This is a genomic window from Mesorhizobium sp. WSM4837 (assembly GCF_055811435.1).
Genome location: NZ_JBVVQE010000002.1, coordinates 89052 through 105866, shown reverse-complemented (window position 1 = coordinate 105866; position 16815 = coordinate 89052). Strand labels below are relative to the sequence as shown.

Sequence of the window (16815 nt, the reverse complement as noted above, 5' to 3'; positions counted from 1 at the left end):
TGGGATCAGGGTTGCGGCGATCTTGCAGCCAGCATGGGCGCAAAGCAGACGCAAGATTGAGTAAAACGACTGTAGCATCAGTCGGACTGGCAATAGCTGACGGCCGGCTACTCGGCTCGTCCAAGCGTTGCAGTCCGCCTCTTCCTCAAGGGCCACGGGCATATTGGCGTTGCCAAACAGACGCACCGTGTCGTCCTCAGAATCCACGCGGCGGTACAAACAGGCAGATTGTGTGCCCCTCACTCGCTCCGGCCGCCGAACACCAATGAAACACGCCGTCGGGACTGTTCTTGATGCGGCTGTCTGTGTAGGTAATCACTTCTCCCGTGCCCTTTATAACGTAGCCTTCGGGCCGCTCTCCGATGGCATTGTATGCGACTTCGCGGCAATCGTAGCCGGAGCAGCAGGAGAAGGGATAAGACCACCCCTGCGGCTGCGCAGCGGTCGGCGACGCGTCATGCGCACTCGCCTCCGACGCCACGAGGAACACCCGTGCGCCGACCACAAGAGCTGCGGCCAGGCGCAGCAGCGTTATGCCTGCGAAGCCGTCGCCGGGTGCGGGCTTGCTACCGTCGTCAACGACACAGCCGACATGACAGCGGCAGATCGGGTAGTAGACTGCCTGCTTCGGTCTCATAATGGGAACTCCTGTACTTGGCGTCAGCAGATCGGCGCAGACAGGCTGCTGGCTGTGGAAGTTCGGCTCTTGCAGGTACGAAACGGTACACTCACCCCGGGCACCCATTGCGTCGTCCGGCTCCGTATTGTCATCGCCCGCGCGGTCTCGGCATTACGCGCCTCGCGTCGACCGTGACCGGGCGGCGTGCGTAAGCTGGTCCCGGGCCGCGCATGTAGTGGAGCTCCGGCCGATAGCGAGGCGCTACTAGTTTGCGAAGCGCCGATAGATGCTGGGTGACGAGAGACAAGAGTTTCATGACGCGATCTCCTTTCCACTGAGCACGTCTGCATGGTCGAATGCCATCTACAGATTCATGCAAGTGTGGAGGCAAATCTATTGTACGATGGTGTCCCCAATACTTTGGCATCAGTCTGGGCCGCTAAGCGCGGCCATAAGCTGCAGTCCTGATCGAAGCGGCCGTCACGAAAACAGGCTTCCGTGTCGGCCCCAAGTTGATCTGGCCTCTTTGCTCGGCGGCCGTCGTGGCGATATCGGCCGCAGTCAGCCGTTCAACATACTCGCGCGTGTCCCGGGATTGCCGACGTGACCCTTTGTTGCCGCAAAGCGAACAAGGCGCGAAAGGGCTTCCACGACGTAGTTCAAGGTAGTTCAAGGATGCACAAGACGTGATGCACCTCGCTGAATTCGGAACCTGCAAAGAGCGTCGGACTTTCTCCCGTTCGCGTCTTCTCGCATTTCTGCGCACCCGTTGAGCGGTTAATCGGTCGACCGTCTCGCCCTCGGTTGCTGCCCCTCGCCACATGTGCGCGAGCATGCGCCCAAGGCAATGCCTAGGTTTTGTTGTGCGGTGGTGTCGGTCTCAATTATCGCAGCGCCTGCTCAGTGCGCGAGCCGATCCAAAAGTATTGCCGATACTATCGTGCAATAGATTTGGCGCGAATGTCAGTCCATCTGTGTGCCTATATCCGGATGTCGATTGGCTCTCGTGCGGCGCCCATGGCGCTCGCCCGGATTCATTCAATCGGAACCCTGATCAACCCCGTCTTCCATCTGAGCGACGAATGGAGGTTCTCATGAAAACGGTTCGTGTCATGGCGACAGCAGCCCTGATCATCGGGGGCGCGTCATGAGCCGTAGCTTCGACGCGATCATCATCGGCGCCGGGCAGGCGGGACCCTCGCTCGCCGGGCGCTTGACGGCCGCCGGCATGAAGGTCGCGCTAATCGAACGCAAATACCTCGGCGGAACCTGCGTCAACACCGGCTGCATGCCTACAAAGGCGATGGTCGCGAGCGCCTATGCGGCGCATCTCGCCAGACGCGCCGGCGATTATGGCGTCTCGGTCGGAAGGGAAATCGCAATTGACATGAAGAAGGTCCACGCGCGCGCCGCCAAAATAACACTCGATTCCCGTTCGGGCCTTGAGAACTGGTTGACCGGCATGGAGAACTGCACCGTCATCCGCGGCCATGCCCGGTTCGTCGACCCGCACACGGTCAATGTCGGCGGCGAAACGCTCTCAGCGCAGAGGATCTTCATCAATGTCGGTGGACGGGCGGCGAGACCGGATATGCCCGGCATCGACCACGTCAAGGTCCTCGACAACACCGACATGGTCGCGCTTGACCAGGTGCCGCGCCACCTCGTCGTTGTTGGCGGCAGCTATGTCGGACTCGAATTTGCACAGATGTTCCGCCGTTTTGGCGCCGAAGTGACTGTCGTGGAAAAAGGGCCTCGTTTGGTCTCGCGCGAGGACGACGATGTCGCTGCAACGATCAAACACATTCTCGAACGCGAAGGCATTGCGATCAGACTGGACGCCGAATGCATCCGCTTTGAACAATACGGCGATGAAATCCGCGTCGGCCTTCACTGCGAGCGCGAGCCCCGCGACGTGCTCGGCAGTCATGTTCTGCTCGCTGTCGGGCGCCGCCCTAACACCGATGACCTCGGCTTGGAGGAGGTAGGAATCGCGCGGGACGCCCGCGGTTTTATTAGGGTTGACGATCATCTCGCGACCAACATCGAGGGTGTCTTCGCGCTCGGCGATTGCAACGGCCGCGGTGCCTTCACCCACACGGCGTACAATGATTTTGAGATCGTTGCGGCCAATCTGCTTGACCGCGAAAGCCGCAAGGTCAGCGACCGTGTTCCGGGCTACGCGCTCTACATCGACCCGCCGCTGGGACGCGCCGGCATGAGCGAAGCGGAAGCGCGAAAGGCCGGCCTCCCCGTTCTCGTCGGCACGCGGCCGATGACTCGGGTTGGGCGTGCTGTCGAGAAGGGCGAGACGCTCGGATTCATGAAGGTCGTCGCCAATGCCGAAACGGGCAAGATCCTCGGCGCCGCGATTCTCGGGACGGGCGGTGACGAGGCGATTCACGGCATACTCGACGCAATTAACGCAGGCACACAGTATCGCGACCTTCAATGGGCAGTGCCGATCCATCCGACGGTCTCGGAGCTAATACCAACTGTGATCGGTGCAATGCAGTAGAGTGGTTGGGCGGGTACTCGCCACGAAGGCAGCAGTGGAGGATCGATACCAAAGTCTGATAGACCTTAGTAGGAGTAACCCCAATACTGCGTGAGTGAGTTCCATCCTCCGGCGTGGGGCGTGGACTAATGGCTGGCGCGAGGGCTCCGACTCTGGGCCTGGGCAATTCGGGCCATCGAGGTGTCCACGTGGCCAAATCCGCTACCATGTGGCGTTTCGCTTGAGAGGTGACGAGCCTGCGGGACGCTTCACAGAGGTCGGGCCATGAATCCAAGTTCTGCAGAGATTGCAATTCCGTCCTACACTCTTCAGAAATGGCAGCGAATTGTCGACCTCTTGGCCAATATCGTGCACGTTCCGTCGGCGGTGGTGTGCAAACTCGACCCGCCGCACTATACGCATTACAGTATCTTGGCTTCTAGCAACTCGGAGGGAAATCCTTTTCCAGTCGATGACACCTTCTTGATGGATATTGGGACCTTTTGCGAAACTGTAATCAAGAGCCGCGAACCGCTGCTTGTCATCAACGCCTTGGAAGACGATCAGTGGAAACTGGCTCCCGAGATCCAAGTGGGGATGGTCTCGTATTTGGGATTCCCCGTTGTCTGGCCTGATGGGCGGATGTTTGGAACCATCTGCGTCCTTGATGATAAAGCCAATCGATACAGCGACCTCTACCAGGAACTCCTATTGCATTGCCGCGATGTCCTACAAGCGGACCTGCAGACGCTGGTCCGCTTCGGCCACGAACTCGAGGATCAAAAGGCACATCTCAGTGAACTGTTCGCACGGGTTCCAGAAGCTGTTGTCATGGTCGATGGCGACTTCAGGATTACGCGTGTCAACCCGGAGTTTACGAAGATTTTTGGGTACACGGCAGAAGAAGCGATCGGTCAGGGAATCAAGGAACTCATTGCGCTCGACGATCGGCAGGAGGAGGTCGAAGGTTTCTTGTATCGGATGTTCCATACGGGGGAGGCATTCGCCGGTGAGACCATCCGCAGACGTAAGGACGGCAAGCATGTGCCAGTCTCCCTTATCTGCGTTCCGGTTCCATCCAATGGTGGTGGGAGGGTTGGGTACGTGATCTATCGCGATATGACAGATACGAAGCGCCTCGAGGATGAGCGGCGGCGATATCACGAAATTCAGTTGGAACTCGCACACGCAAGCCGAATCGCGACGCTAGGGCAACTGTCCGCGTCAATTGCGCACGAGCTTAACCAGCCGCTGTCGGGCATCATAACCAATGCCGGCACCTGCCTTCGTATGCTGGCCGCCGATCCACCGAACATGGACGGCGTGCGAGAAGCCGTGCGGCGCACGATGCGAGACGGTGACCGCGCCTCGCAGGTTATCACGCGGCTGCGTGCTCTGTTTAGCAACAAAGAGCCCGCATTTGAGCCAGTGGACCTTAATGACGCGGTGCGAGAGGTGGTTGCGCTGTCGCTTGGTGAGATCCGGAACAGTCAGGTGATTTTGCGGACTGAACTTGCCGACGACCTCCCGTGTGTCTCGGCAGATCGTATTCAGTTGCAGCAAGTCGTCCTGAATCTGCTACGGAACGCGTTGGATGCGATGACCACGGTCGATGATCGTCCAAGAGACTTGCTGATCAGAACCGAACGGGAGGAGGAGGATTCGGTGCGGTTGAGCGTGAAAGATGCGGGGGTCGGTTTCGACCCTCACACTATGAAAAAACTATTCGAGGCTTTTTACAGTACAAAGAATGCCGGGATGGGAGTCGGACTTGCAGTGAGCCGCTCGATCATTGAGAACCATCATGGCCGCCTATCAGCGGCTCTAAACGATGGCCCGGGGGCTACGTTTTCGTTTTCTGTTCCACGGCCATGAGAATGCCGGTTCGCCCAGTCCTGATCTGCGGTTCGAATCCTTTCGTGGAGACGGCGACTGAGGGAACGTTCGCGGCTGGAATAGATCCGGCCTTGATCAAGACCGAGCGCTACTGGTTGCCAGATCCCGAGTTAATATGCGATTCCGAGCCTCGCCGCCATGTTAACCAAGTCGGGGAGAGAGCCAGCCTTCATTTTACGCATCACCTGGCCTCGGTGTGCCTTCACGGTGATCTCGCTGATGCCGAGCTCGAAGCCGACCTGCTTGTTCAGCAGACCGGAGACCACCAGTGCCATGACCTCTTGCTCCCGGCGGCTGAGGGATGCGTGACGATCCCGCAACTCATGGATCTCGGAGTTTAGGGCAAGCGAGTTTCTGCTGCGCTCGAGCGCCTGCTCGATCGCAGTCAGTAGCACCTCGTTGCTGAACGGCTTCGTGAGGAACTCGGCGGCCCCGGCCTTCATCGCCTTGACGGTCATCGGCACATCGCCGTAACCCGTAACGAAGATGATCGGCATGTCGGTCCGCTCGACTGAGACGGACTGCTGCAGATCGAGCCCGTTGAGATCCGGAAGATTGACGTCCAAGATCAAGCAGTTCGGAACCACCGGACGGGGACAGGCGAGGAATTCCCGCGCCGACTCGAATATCTCCGACTGCCAGCCAGCGGAACGGATCAGCAACTCCAGCGATTCGCGCACGGAAACATCATCGTCGACGACGAACACGACAGCCATTTCGTGCGACATGGATGCAGACCTCGCTTCGTCGCTAGGTGCAGTCGCCAGATCCGTATTCATCACTTATATCTCCACGAGATGGCCACAAAATGGCGTGCGCTAGGTCCTACTGAGCGCTGAACTGAGCGCCTCCTCAAGGGCAGCATCGCTGAACGGCTTGAACAGGCACTCCACCGCGCCCTGCTCAAGCAAACGCGGGCGCACGGTGTCGTCCCGGTGCGCAGTGATGTAAACGATCGGAATCGGAAAGCCCCGACGTTTGAGTTCCCGCTGCAGCTCGGGACCTGTCATCCCCGGCATAGAGACGTCGAGGATCAGGCATCTGGTCTTGCCGATGGTATCGGACGCCAGAAACTCTTCCGCCGAGGAGAACGCCCGCACGCTGAAGCCGAATTCCTTAATCAGATCGGGTAATGACTCGCGTACGGACTCGTCGTCATCGACGACCGATACGAGTGGATGCGCAATTTTCATGAAATCCCCGCTACACTTTGGGCACTGCTGATGACTGACGCCCCCGCCGCGCTGATATCTTGCGCGGGTGCCTCATCCCCTGAGAACCTGGGGATCGAAAACGAAAACGTGGCCCCGGGGCCATCATTGGATACTGCCCACAAGCGGCCGTTGTGGCTCTCGATGATAGAACGGCTGACGGACAAGCCTATCCCCATACCGTCGCTCTTAGTCGTGTAGAACGCCTCAAAGAGCCGCTCCGTATCCTCGGGTCCGAGACCGACGCCGGCGTCCTGCACGGTCAGGCGTACATGATCGTCCTCGTCCAGATCGGTCCTCAAGAGCAACCGCCTCGGGCGATCGTCAACACCGCTCATCGCATCCGCAGCATTACGCAGCAGGTTCATAATGACCTGCTGAAGCTGGATACGGTCTCCGCCAACAAACGGAAGCCCGACGGCAAATTCGGTGCGTAGAACCATCCGGCTTCTCTGAAGATCACTCCACAACAGATCGATCACCTCTCGTGCAGCCTCGTTGAGATCGACCGGCTCGATCGCCGCGGTTCTCTTGCTGAAGAGTGCGCGCAGCCGCGTGATCACGTCGGCTGCACGGTTGCCGTCGCGGATGGTGCGCCGCGCGGTCTCCCGCGCGCCGTCCATGTTCGGTGGATCGGCGGCCAGCATACGAAGGCAGGTGCCGGCATTGGTTATGATGCCCGACAGCGGCTGGTTGACTTCATGGGCAATCGACGCTGTCAACGCTCCGAGGCTAGTGATCCTGGTGACATGTGCGAGTTCCGAGCGGGCCTCAGTGAGTGCCTCGTCCGCGAGCCGACGCTCCGTGACGTCCTGGACCGCAGCTAAACACTCCAATCGGCCATCCTGGTGACGGACCACACGACCGAAGGTGCGCAGGTACTTCACCCTGTCATCTGGCATCCGCAGCCGGATCTCGTAACCCGGATAGCCGTGGCCAGCGCGAACCCGATCCAATTGCGCCGACAGCGAGGGCATGTCGTCCGGGTGGACTCGCGCACGAAACTGCTCGAGCGTTACAACGCCATTCGGGTCAAACTCGAAGATACGACAGAGTTCTTCCGAAAACGCGATCTCGTCCGTGTCCACGCGCCAGGAGAAGCTACCGGTCGAACTGAGCTGTTGACCTTCGGCGAGCAGTGTTTCACTGCGCCTAAGCGCTGCCTCAGTACGCGCGCGTTCGATGGCGATGCTCGCGAGGTGCGTCGCATGCGCGATGAGACTCTGATGCTGAGGCGACGGGCCCGCAGGCTGGCGCTGATAGAGGCAAAGGGTGCCAAGGACCCGTCCATCCTTTGCGTAAATTGGCGTGCTCCAGACCGACCGCAGTCCGTGTTCCAGAACATGGATTCGAGCAAAGGAGTCGCGCCAGCGTGGGTCCGTATCCATGTCCTCCGCAACTACCTGCACCTTCTGACGAACTGCTATCGCGCAGGGCAATGCGTCGCCGCTAAGAGAGAGCCCAGCAATTGGGTCGGTGTAACTGGCAGGCAGCGAAGGCGCCACGCTATATTCGATGGTTGAGCCGCTCCAATCGATCGGGTGGACATCGCAATAGCAGCCTGGGCCAGCCCCCTCGACCATCTTGCAGAGCTCGCTGAGAACGTCGTGGAGCGGACTGCCGGACGCAATCATCTCCAGCAGATGCTTCTCGAGGGCGAGATTGGTTTCCGCGCGTTTGCGGTCGTCAATGTCGGTATTGACCCCATACCACTTAACGATCTTTCCGGACGCATCGCGCAACGGGTTGGTGCGAAACAGAAGCCATCTATACTCACCATCAAACCGGCGCAGCCGCGCCTCCGCTTCTCCTTGCTTTCCGGAAGCCATGATGGACTGCCACGTGGCAGTCAGCCCGCTCAGATCGTCGGGATAGACCGCGACGGTCCAGCCCCAACCCTGCGCCTGCTCGGCTGAGAGGCCGACATAGTCGAGATAGTGCTGGCTGAAGAATTCGGCTGAACCATCAGGACGAGCCGACCAAGCGAAAGCCGGAATGGTGTCGATGATTAGTTTGAAACTGCGCTCGCTCTGGCGAAGCGCTTGCTCGGCGCGCTTCCGGTCGTCAATGTCGATGCTTACTCCGTACCATTTGACGATATTCCCGGATTCGTCGCACAGTGGATTGGCACGAACTAGAAACCATCGATAAATGCCGTCGAAACGGCGGAGGCGTGCCTCAGCTTCCCCCGATTGTCCGGATGCTAAAATGGCCTCCCAAGCAGCAGTAAGTCCGTCTACGTCGTCTGGATGGACCGATGCTGTCAGGTCCCAGTAATCGGACAGCGCAGTTGTCGGTACCCAATCCCTTGATTGGCCGATCGAAAGGCCCGCATAATGAAGATAGTGCTGGTTGAAGAATTCGGTGGAACCATCTGGACGGGCAGACCATGCCAGAACGGGAATCGTGTTGATGATCTCGTTGAGATTGCGCTCGCGCGCCGCGAGGGCTTCTTCGGCGCGCTTGCGCTCGTCAATGTCAATGAGCAGGTTGTACCAGCGGACGATGCGCCCGTTCGTGTCCCGAAGTGGAGATCCGCGAGACTGAAACCAGCGGTAGACGCCATCGAAACGTCGAGCGCGGACTTCGTCCGTGAAGGGCTCACCCGACGCGATCGATCGAGTGAAGTACTCGACAGCACGCGGTAGATCCTCCGGGTGTGTCATATCGCTGGTTGCCCAGCGCTTCAACTCCTCAAGTGGCTTGCCAAAGAACTCGATGATCTGGCGGTTAACGTATTCGAGCTCACCATTTGGCGTAAAGGCCGCGATCATGCCCGGAATACTGTCCACGATCGATCGGGCATAACTTTCGCTTGCACTGAGCGCCTCCTCAGCCCGCTTGCGATCATCGATATCGACCAGCAAATGAAACCAACGGAGGATGTTGTCTTGCGGATCACGCAAAGGCAGGCCAAGGACGTTGTGCCAGCGATAGACGCCGTCAGCGCGGCGGTGGCGGCTCTCGACATTGTAGGCGCTGCCCTTTCGGTGCGCATCCAGCTGAGCAGCGATCGTCCGCTCCAGATCATCGGGATGGACGACGTCAGAGGCCTTCCAGCCTTTCAGTTCTTCGAATGTTTTGCCGAAGTAATCGAGGGTGAACTGATTGAGACCCTCGACCTCGCCCGACGGTGTGGTCACGGCGACCGGCATCGGAATGCTATCGACGATCAGCTGAAAATCGAGCTCCCGCCGCCGCAAGGTCTCCTCAGCTCGACGAAAATCCTCGACGTCTGTGCCCACTCCACACCATTTGATGATCTGTCCGCCGTCGTCGCGCATCGGGCTGCACTGGACGCGGAACCAATGGTACTGCCCATCGAAGCCCCGTACGCGCGCTTCCAAGTCGCCGGGCTCGCCAGTCGCCAGAATCGATCGCCAGCGTTCGAGTACCGTGGGCAAGTCGTCTGGATTTACCGCGGCCTGCCACTCCCAGCCATGGGCTTCATCAAGGCTGAGACCGGTGTAGTCGGACCAGCGTTGATTGGCGAAGTCGAAATGCCCGTCGGGCTGCGCAGTCCACACCATCGCCGGAAGCGCGTCGAAGACGCGGCCGAGATCGATCTCCATTGCCATCCTTTCGCGTGTGTCTGCGCGCATGAGCATGCGCCGGGCCAATCCAAAGGTCTATTGTGCCTTGGTGTCGGTTTTGGGCGGTAAATAGGTCTCGCCGTTCCACCAAGACAAAAGTATTGCCGATACCATCGTGCAATAGATTTGGCTGCTCTGACAGTCGACCTGTGTGGTACGAATCCCCGGACACGTGGACGTTGGCAAGGCCACTTTTTCTCGTCGCCGAGGATGTAGCAGCGGCTGTGACGTCATCGTTTGCGCGGCAGCATCAACCAGGAGGACCTCATGCTCAAGATATTCGGCGCGGTTGGATCGGGCTCAGTTCCGATCGAGGCCACGCTGACGCTGCTCGGAATTCCCTACGAGGTGATCGAGGCGGTCACTTGGGAGGACGAAGCGGCGCGCAAGCGGGTCGAGACGGTTAATCCGCTCGGCCAGGTCCCGGCGCTGGTGCTGCCGTCCGGCGAGATCATGACCGAAAGTGCTGCGATTTTGATTTATCTCGCCGATCTCTATCCACAGGCACGGCTGGCGCCAGGACTCAACGACCCCGCACGCGCGCAATATCTACGCTGGATGACCTATGTGTCGGCGGCGACCTACGCGTTTGCCTGGATCAAGGACGACGCGATGCGTATCGCCGCCAGCAAAGATGACGCGCCGCGCGTGATCGATCGCGTTCATGACCGGATCGCCGATTGCTGGCGCAAGATGGACGAGCAGATCACACCCAGCCACTATATCCTCGGCGACGAACTCTCTGTGCTGGATCTCTATGTGACGGTGATCTCGCGCTTCGGCCCTTGGCGCACGCGCTTTTACAAGAGCGCGCCTAAGATGGCCGAAATCGTCCGCCAGATCGATGCCGACCCGCGCCTCAAGGAGTTCTGGGCGAAGCGGTTTCCATTTTACGAGGGATGGGAGCAGTAAGCGCCACGTCACTCTCGAAATGAACTTGAGTTCGAAGGTATCTTTAGGACGCCACCGTAGGCCAAGCCTTGGGTGAATTGTCGTCGACAAAGAGCAATATAAGAGGCGCAGATGCCGAGTTCGACCCCTTCGTGCGCGAGAATAGGCACCAGCCGAGTGTTCTATTCTTCTTGGTGCCCCGTCTTCTTATCGGACCGGATCGCTAATCACGCAAACCAATCCAAAAGTATCGGCAATACCTTCGTGCAATAGATTTGCGCAGGCTGTCGCTTCATCTGTGTGTATCCCAATTGCATCGGCGGACGAGGCTGAAAGCCCTGCCCTGGAATGCGGCGCCCTCCAGCGAAATTGGGCAATATTCCAACAACGGAGTAGGACAATGAATTACACAAAGACTGACGAAGCTGTCAGGAAGCTTACCCCGGCGCAATATCGGGTAACGCAGGAGAGCGGCACCGAGCGCCCCTTCACAGGGGAATATCATGACAACAAGGAGCCGGGCATCTATGTCGACGTCGTTTCCGGCGAACCGTTGTTCGCTTCGGCCGACAAGTTTGATTCCGGCTCCGGCTGGCCAAGCTTCACGAAGCCGATTGTATCGGCAAATGTCAACGAACTGCGGGACGACTCGCATGGCATGATTCGCACCGAGGTTCGCTCGGTACATGGCGACAGTCATCTTGGCCATCTGTTTCCCGACGGCCCCGAAGACCGGGGCGGGCTACGCTATTGCATCAATTCCGCTGCGCTGCGTTTCATTCCGCGCGACGAAATGGAGGCCGCGGGCTACGCCGCGTACCTCGACCAAGTGGAGGACATCTAAATGACCGAGAAAGCTGTTCTGGCTGGTGGCTGCTTCTGGGGCATGCAGGACTTGATCCGCAAGCTGCCTGGCGTAATTGAGACCCGCGTCGGCTACACCGGCGGCAACGTGCTGTACGCGACCTATCGCAATCACGGCGATCATGCCGAGGGCATAGAGATCGTCTTCGATCCGGAGATGACCAGCTATCGCCGGATACTGGAGTACTTCTTCCAGATTCACGATCCCACCACGAAAAATCGGCAGGGCAACGACTTCGGCAGCTCCTACCGCTCGGCAATCTACTACGTCGACGATGAGCAGAAGCGCATAGCAGAGGACACCATCGCAGATGTGGACGCTTCGGGCCTGTGGCCGGGTAAAGTCGTCACCGAGGTCGAGCCGGTGGGAGACTTCTGGTACGCGGAACCGGAGCACCAGGATTACCTGGAGCGCTACCCCGGCGGCTACAGCTGCCATTACCCTCGCTCCGACTGGGTGCTGCCCCGCCGGGTCGCGGCCGAATAGGCGCCCAGCCCAGTTCCGGCTGGGAAGAACAGCGAGCCATGCACATTCCGTTATGCCCCGTCGGTGCGCCTGGCCTGACCGCCGCGAAACCCCGGGTATCGCGGCGACCGATGCGGCAGGAAGGGCAGTCCGCCAACAAGTTTGCCGCAGGCCGAGTTTCATTCCATGCCGATAAGCGCACCAGCCAAGTTCGGATGATCCAAGGAGAGACGAATTGAAGGCCGAGACGACCAACGCCGATGACTTCTCTGCTTTCCTCGACCGCCTTGGTAGGCTTCCCACTGGCTTCTCACGGGGCATCTACGAAGGGGCGCCGTATGGCGTCACTATCGACAGATCGGCCGGCTGGACGAAGTTGTTCGCCCGTGAACTCGGGGGCCGCGAAATCGTTAGCTTCAATCTCTATCGTACCGCGGAGGGTGAGGTCCACCTTCGACCGTGCGAAATGTCCTCGGCCAAGGTGATCGACTTCGTCCGCGGCTTCTCTGCAGACACTTCTTGATGGTCCCCGGCGACAGGCAAAGGAATCTAAGATGGCCCACCCGAGGTTTGGCGAGCAGGCGCCGGAGAGGGCCCGCGCAGTCTGGCCGGCATCTGTTCGAGGACTTTTCGGTTCGCAACGTTCACGTCTGCGGCTCAAGCACCTTTGTCGCAGAGACCGCTCCGCTCGGTGCTTCCTAGAACCTGGCGCGGTTCGGACCGAGCGGAACGGCTCCTGTGGTGAAGCCAGTGGCGAGTTTTGCCAGACTGGCATGGGGTGCACCCGACCAGGATCGCTCACCTGCCAAGCACTAGAAAAATATGTTCTCCGCGGAACAGGCCGCGCTGGCCATTGGGGGGAGTTGACCGACCATGACCTTCCGGGATTTCCGCCCCAGCCCGCGGCGCTTGCGGAGCACTTTCCCGGAAGTAGGTCGCAGAAAACCGCAGCGAGGGTGATCAACATATTTCTCCGGAAGCTTCCAGAACTGGAGCCGGGCGCGAATCCGGTGGTCGAATGAGCGAATTCCTCGTGAACATTTCAGGGTCTGGCCCTGCAGCCGCAAACATAGAGATTTGGGCGGGCATGGCTTTGCTCGGGGTGCTGGGATTTGTTCTCGGTTTCGCGCTCAACCATGGGTCAATCTGCACCGTCATCGCCACGAGGGAACTGGTTTCGGAGAAGAGGCCTGCGCGATTCATCGCGCTCGTCGAATGCGCCGTCTGGGCGACCCTCGTCTACACAATCCTCGAAACGTCGCCGATGATGCAGGAGGGTTGGTCGCCAATCGGCTACCTGGCTCCCGCAGCCTTTTTGTTCGGGCTCGGTACTTATGTGAACGGCGCTTGTGTGTTTGGGTCTGTCGGCCATTTTGGGAATGGCGAAATCGACTTCGGGTTCTCGTTTCTCGCCATCTTTGCGGTGTTCTATATAGAATCTCTGATCGGCCTGCTTCCGGATCAGCCGCCGATAAGCGCTTCCCCGCCGCTTGGGGCGGTGCTTCTCGCAGTTGCACTGTTGGCTATTCTGGCGCTGAGGCTCGGTGTGTCACTCAGATCCGAGTCCAACTTTCGGCGGTTGACGGTGTCGATGGGAGTGATCGGAATCACCTTTACGATCCTCGCGGTTTTTGCGCCTGGGTTCTCGATCACGGCATCAGTTGGATCGATCGTTTCGATACCCGTCGCGGGCAGCATGATTGCAGGGTGCATGTTCGGCGGCAGCCTTGTCTCCGCAAGACTCAGGAAGCGTCAATTCATACTGAAATGGCCGACAATCAACACCCTCGTCAGGAGAACGGTTGGAGGCGTCCTTATGGGATTGGGTGCGCTACTCATCCCCGGCGGGAACGATACACTGCTGATGATTGGTTTCCCAATGGGGGCATGGCAGGCGGTGCTCGCATACGCTTTATTCGTCGCAACGCTTGCCGCTCTCATCGCCAAATTCGGTTCGATGGCAAGGTCCTGGTCATGACGGTGACCCATGTTAGGACATCGCTTGCAAGGCCTCCACCCTCCCAGGGGGTAAGGCCGTGCCATCGCACTCTAGCGCCGTATGCCGCCAGCTTACTCAATGGCCAATCTCGGTGACCGATCCCGGCGCGGTTGTCGCTACCCGGGGGCGCTCCCGTGCAGATCACCCGCGGAATATCGGGGGATCAGCAATCCCAAAGTATTGACGATACCATTGTACTATCGAATCGGCGCGACTCCTCCTGCATTCTGTATTGCATCCCGATGGACTGAATACAGATTAGTCAGAGGAGAATTACTTTGGCGAACGACCGCGTTCGTGCGCACGCGCTTACCTGGCACCAGACTCGGACGGTTTAAGCCCATTGACTTCCGGAGGTCAGGCGCGCGACCCGGATCAGGATTCAGGCCAGTGCGGTCGTAGTGGGCTGCGCAATGAAAGTTTCGCTGATCAGCGCAGAAGTCCGTCACGCTCGAATTCGTCCCAGCCCTTCAGTTTCTGACGTGACACCTCGTCCCGAGTGCTGTCAGGTGCAGACGCGGCCTTACGGCCGCTCTTTTGCGCACGCTTCAGGGCGGCCTTTCCGGCTGCCCGCCGCCTATTCTCCGCAGCAGCTATCGCGTCTTCCTCGCGCCAGACCGTAACCAAGTCGCGATCGAGAACGTCCTCGATGTGGCGTGGATCAAACACGTGAAAAGTGATCTTCCTTGCGCGACCGCGAAGTTTCACCGTACGTGTGCCGGCGCTCTGCAAGCGGCCGTCCTTGAGCCACCGGTGCCGCTCTGCCGAAGAGATCGTCAGGACGTCCTCGACCTCGCGAGGAATTACGGGCAGACTTTCGATGCGTTCCAACGTTTTGGACACAATCGCCGACGCAGTCCGGAAATCGCCATAGGCGCCTACCGGCATGCGCAAGGTGAGCGCTCCGACCTCGATGTCGAGGAGCTTCTTCGCCGCCAAAGGCAGGTGGGCACGCACTTCGCGAAGGATCCCTTTGGCTCGGACCGATGACCCAAGCGTGGCGGCAGACGGGAGCGTCCACTCTTCGATCAACTTCGCAGCTGCATCCATTTTCCGGCGTACGGGCATGGGCCTTAGATAGGTCTCCCATCAAGTCGGCTTCAACAAGTGTGGAATCAGCTAGCGGGCGCTCCGGCACTGGCCTTCAAACCATGCCATCTTCCAGCGTTCTCGGCCTTCGTCCGATCACGCGTTCCACGTCCAGGGCGCGGGGTTCCCCAAGGATGTCCGTTTCAGGAGCGCGGCAACGCGGGCTTCAACGGCCGAGATCGGCGGATAGTGTTGAAGAAATCGGCGATGAAGCCGTGGATCCACTCGCACCGAAGCGTCTTGATTAAGGTCGACGCGACCTCCTCGCCCTAAGTGGCTCGGATGGGTGTCCCGAGGGTGCAGATCTTGGCCAATTTCCTGAGGTTCTGGGCGATGGCTGCAAAACTCATCGCGGGCACCACAGGGGCCGCGCAATCGCATTCGATCGAGCTTCAGGATGCGCTTGAGGTGCGCGAACAGCATCTCGACCTTCTTCCGTTGATAGCGTGAGGTTTGGTAGGCATCGGTCTTGGCGATATCGCGGGCCATGTCGCGCGCACCCTCATAGATCGAGCGCAGCACCTTGCGCGCCGGCTCCTTCGGGCAACAGCGGGGCTTCAGGGCACAGGCGTCGCAATCCAGCTTGCTGGCGCGATAGCGCATCATGCCGTTCTCGTCGACGAGAGGGTGCGGCACCCGATAGGTCTTCTGGCGCTGCCTGAGCGTCTTCCCGCCAGGACAGATGTATGTATCGGCCTTATGGTCGTAGGTGAAGTCATCGCGCGAGAAGGTGCCATCCTTGCGCCTGGACTTGTCGAAGACCGGGATATGCGGCTCGATCCCACGCTCATGCACCAACCAGTTCAGCATTTCGGCCGAGCCGTAGCCGGTGTCGGCAATCAGCCGCTCCGGCCAGAGGCCGAGCTCGTCGTGCGCCCGCTCGATCATGGTCTTGGCGGCCGTCACCTCGGCCTGGCGCACCGCGGTCGAGGGCTCCACGTCCACGATGATGGCGTGCTCCACGTCGATCAAATAGTTCGTGCAATAGGCATAGACGGCTGGGCCACCCCAAGCGGCAGTCCAGCGCGCGGCGGGATCAACAGGGGAGACGAACTTGGGCTCCACCGGCGTGGCGGCCCCGAAGGCGGCATCATCCAAGGTGGCGAGGTATTCGGCCACGGCCCGCTTGGTCTCAGGCTTGAGCTCCTCGGCCGTCTCGACCCCGCGCTGACGCTGCGCGTCGGCGACGATCATGCTGGCATCGACCGCAAAGCCTTCGCCGCCGACGAGGCCTTCTGCCATGCAGCGTCGGACGACGGTTTCGAACAGTTCGCGCAGCAGATCGGCATCGCGGAAGCGTCCGTGGCGGGTCTTGGAGAAGGTTGAGTGGTCCGGCACATCACCCTCGAGGCCAAGCCGGCAGAACCACCGATAGGCCAGGTTCAGATGTACCTCCTCGCACAGCCGGCGCTCCGAGCGGATGCCGAAGCAATAGCCGACGATCAGCATGCGGATCAGCAGCTCAGGGTCGATCGAGGGACGGCCGATCGGGCTGTAGCGCCAGATGCTGGCGGATGGCGGACAGATCGACGAAGCGGTCGATCGCTCTGAGCAGGTGGTCCGCCGGCACATGCCGCTGCAGGCTGAAGCCATAGAACAGCTCCTCCTGCATCACACTTTGCTCGCCCATCATCGACTCAATCTCCTCTTACAACGAAGATTGAATCAGTGCTTCAGGACCGCTGCAACC

12 protein-coding genes and 1 pseudogene are annotated in these 16815 nt (G+C 59.7%); 7 read left to right on the top strand and 6 right to left on the bottom strand.

What is annotated here, in order from left to right; all coding sequences use genetic code 11:
• Positions 1-196: 196 nt before the first annotated feature.
• A complete protein-coding gene (locus AC0L3D_RS01840; protein WP_023801703.1) occupies positions 197-637 on the bottom strand; it encodes a hypothetical protein in 441 nt (146 codons plus the stop codon).
• A 1129-nt stretch (positions 638-1766) separates the two neighbouring features.
• On the opposite strand from AC0L3D_RS01840, the gene AC0L3D_RS01835 reads away from it, so the two are divergent.
• Entirely contained in the window at positions 1767-3137 is a 1371-nt protein-coding gene (locus tag AC0L3D_RS01835; protein ID WP_473642848.1) for an FAD-containing oxidoreductase, read from the top strand.
• 264 nt (positions 3138-3401) lie between these two features.
• On the top strand, positions 3402-4991 hold the full coding sequence (locus AC0L3D_RS01830; RefSeq protein ID WP_128174009.1) for a GAF domain-containing sensor histidine kinase: 1590 nt from the start codon (positions 3402-3404) through the stop codon (positions 4989-4991).
• Between the two features lie 131 nt (positions 4992-5122).
• Here the strand turns inward: AC0L3D_RS01830 and AC0L3D_RS01825 are convergent, their stop codons facing one another.
• The 3 genes from AC0L3D_RS01825 to AC0L3D_RS01815 form a co-directional block, all read right to left on the bottom strand.
• Positions 5123-5740, bottom strand: coding sequence for a response regulator transcription factor (locus tag AC0L3D_RS01825; protein ID WP_036270113.1), 618 nt, complete (start codon positions 5738-5740; stop codon positions 5123-5125).
• A 90-nt stretch (positions 5741-5830) separates the two neighbouring features.
• Positions 5831-6205 (bottom strand): response regulator, encoded by a 375-nt coding sequence (locus AC0L3D_RS01820; protein WP_023801708.1) that lies wholly within the window; start codon positions 6203-6205, stop codon positions 5831-5833.
• A complete protein-coding gene (locus tag AC0L3D_RS01815; protein ID WP_473642845.1) occupies positions 6202-9795 on the bottom strand; it encodes a PAS domain-containing protein in 3594 nt (1197 codons plus the stop codon). The genes AC0L3D_RS01820 and AC0L3D_RS01815 overlap by 4 nt, the downstream gene beginning before the upstream one ends.
• 288 nt (positions 9796-10083) lie before the next feature.
• On the opposite strand from AC0L3D_RS01815, the gene AC0L3D_RS01810 reads away from it, so the two are divergent.
• From AC0L3D_RS01810 to AC0L3D_RS01790, 5 genes are all read left to right on the top strand, one after another.
• Positions 10084-10728: a glutathione S-transferase family protein gene (locus AC0L3D_RS01810; RefSeq protein ID WP_473642843.1), complete on the top strand. Its 645-nt coding sequence runs from the start codon at positions 10084-10086 to the stop codon at positions 10726-10728.
• A 379-nt stretch (positions 10729-11107) separates the two neighbouring features.
• Entirely contained in the window at positions 11108-11551 is a 444-nt protein-coding gene (gene msrB, locus AC0L3D_RS01805; protein ID WP_473642841.1) for a peptide-methionine (R)-S-oxide reductase MsrB, read from the top strand.
• Complete coding sequence (gene msrA / locus AC0L3D_RS01800) at positions 11552-12058, top strand: peptide-methionine (S)-S-oxide reductase MsrA (RefSeq protein ID WP_023801713.1); 507 nt, start codon at positions 11552-11554, stop codon at positions 12056-12058.
• 214 nt (positions 12059-12272) lie between these two features.
• Positions 12273-12560, top strand: coding sequence for a hypothetical protein (locus AC0L3D_RS01795; RefSeq protein ID WP_473642839.1), 288 nt, complete (start codon positions 12273-12275; stop codon positions 12558-12560).
• A 495-nt stretch (positions 12561-13055) separates the two neighbouring features.
• Entirely contained in the window at positions 13056-14015 is a 960-nt protein-coding gene (locus tag AC0L3D_RS01790) for a YeeE/YedE thiosulfate transporter family protein (protein ID WP_473642837.1), read from the top strand.
• 450 nt (positions 14016-14465) lie between these two features.
• On the opposite strand, the gene AC0L3D_RS01785 is transcribed toward AC0L3D_RS01790, so the two are convergent.
• Both AC0L3D_RS01785 and AC0L3D_RS01780 read right to left on the bottom strand, forming a co-directional pair.
• Complete coding sequence (locus tag AC0L3D_RS01785) at positions 14466-15104, bottom strand: hypothetical protein (protein ID WP_473642835.1); 639 nt, start codon at positions 15102-15104, stop codon at positions 14466-14468.
• Positions 15105-15394: 290 nt separating this feature from the next.
• Positions 15395-16758, bottom strand: a pseudogene (locus AC0L3D_RS01780) (transposase).
• Positions 16759-16815 lie beyond the last annotated feature (57 nt).

Bases quoted from the DNA above. Each gene is read 5' to 3' on its own strand.
- AC0L3D_RS01840 (WP_023801703.1), bottom strand. From the start codon at position 637: ATGAGACCGAAGCAGGCAGTCTACTACCCGATCTGCCGCTGTCATGTC.
- AC0L3D_RS01835 (WP_473642848.1), top strand. From the start codon at position 1,767: ATGAGCCGTAGCTTCGACGCGATCATCATCGGCGCCGGGCAGGCGGGA.
- AC0L3D_RS01830 (WP_128174009.1), top strand. From the start codon at position 3,402: ATGAATCCAAGTTCTGCAGAGATTGCAATTCCGTCCTACACTCTTCAG.
- AC0L3D_RS01825 (WP_036270113.1), bottom strand. From the start codon at position 5,740: ATGTCGCACGAAATGGCTGTCGTGTTCGTCGTCGACGATGATGTTTCC.
- AC0L3D_RS01820 (WP_023801708.1), bottom strand. From the start codon at position 6,205: ATGAAAATTGCGCATCCACTCGTATCGGTCGTCGATGACGACGAGTCC.
- AC0L3D_RS01815 (WP_473642845.1), bottom strand. From the start codon at position 9,795: ATGGAGATCGATCTCGGCCGCGTCTTCGACGCGCTTCCGGCGATGGTG.
- AC0L3D_RS01810 (WP_473642843.1), top strand. From the start codon at position 10,084: ATGCTCAAGATATTCGGCGCGGTTGGATCGGGCTCAGTTCCGATCGAG.
- msrB (WP_473642841.1), top strand. From the start codon at position 11,108: ATGAATTACACAAAGACTGACGAAGCTGTCAGGAAGCTTACCCCGGCG.
- msrA (WP_023801713.1), top strand. From the start codon at position 11,552: ATGACCGAGAAAGCTGTTCTGGCTGGTGGCTGCTTCTGGGGCATGCAG.
- AC0L3D_RS01790 (WP_473642837.1), top strand. From the start codon at position 13,056: ATGAGCGAATTCCTCGTGAACATTTCAGGGTCTGGCCCTGCAGCCGCA.
- AC0L3D_RS01785 (WP_473642835.1), bottom strand. From the start codon at position 15,104: ATGCCCGTACGCCGGAAAATGGATGCAGCTGCGAAGTTGATCGAAGAG.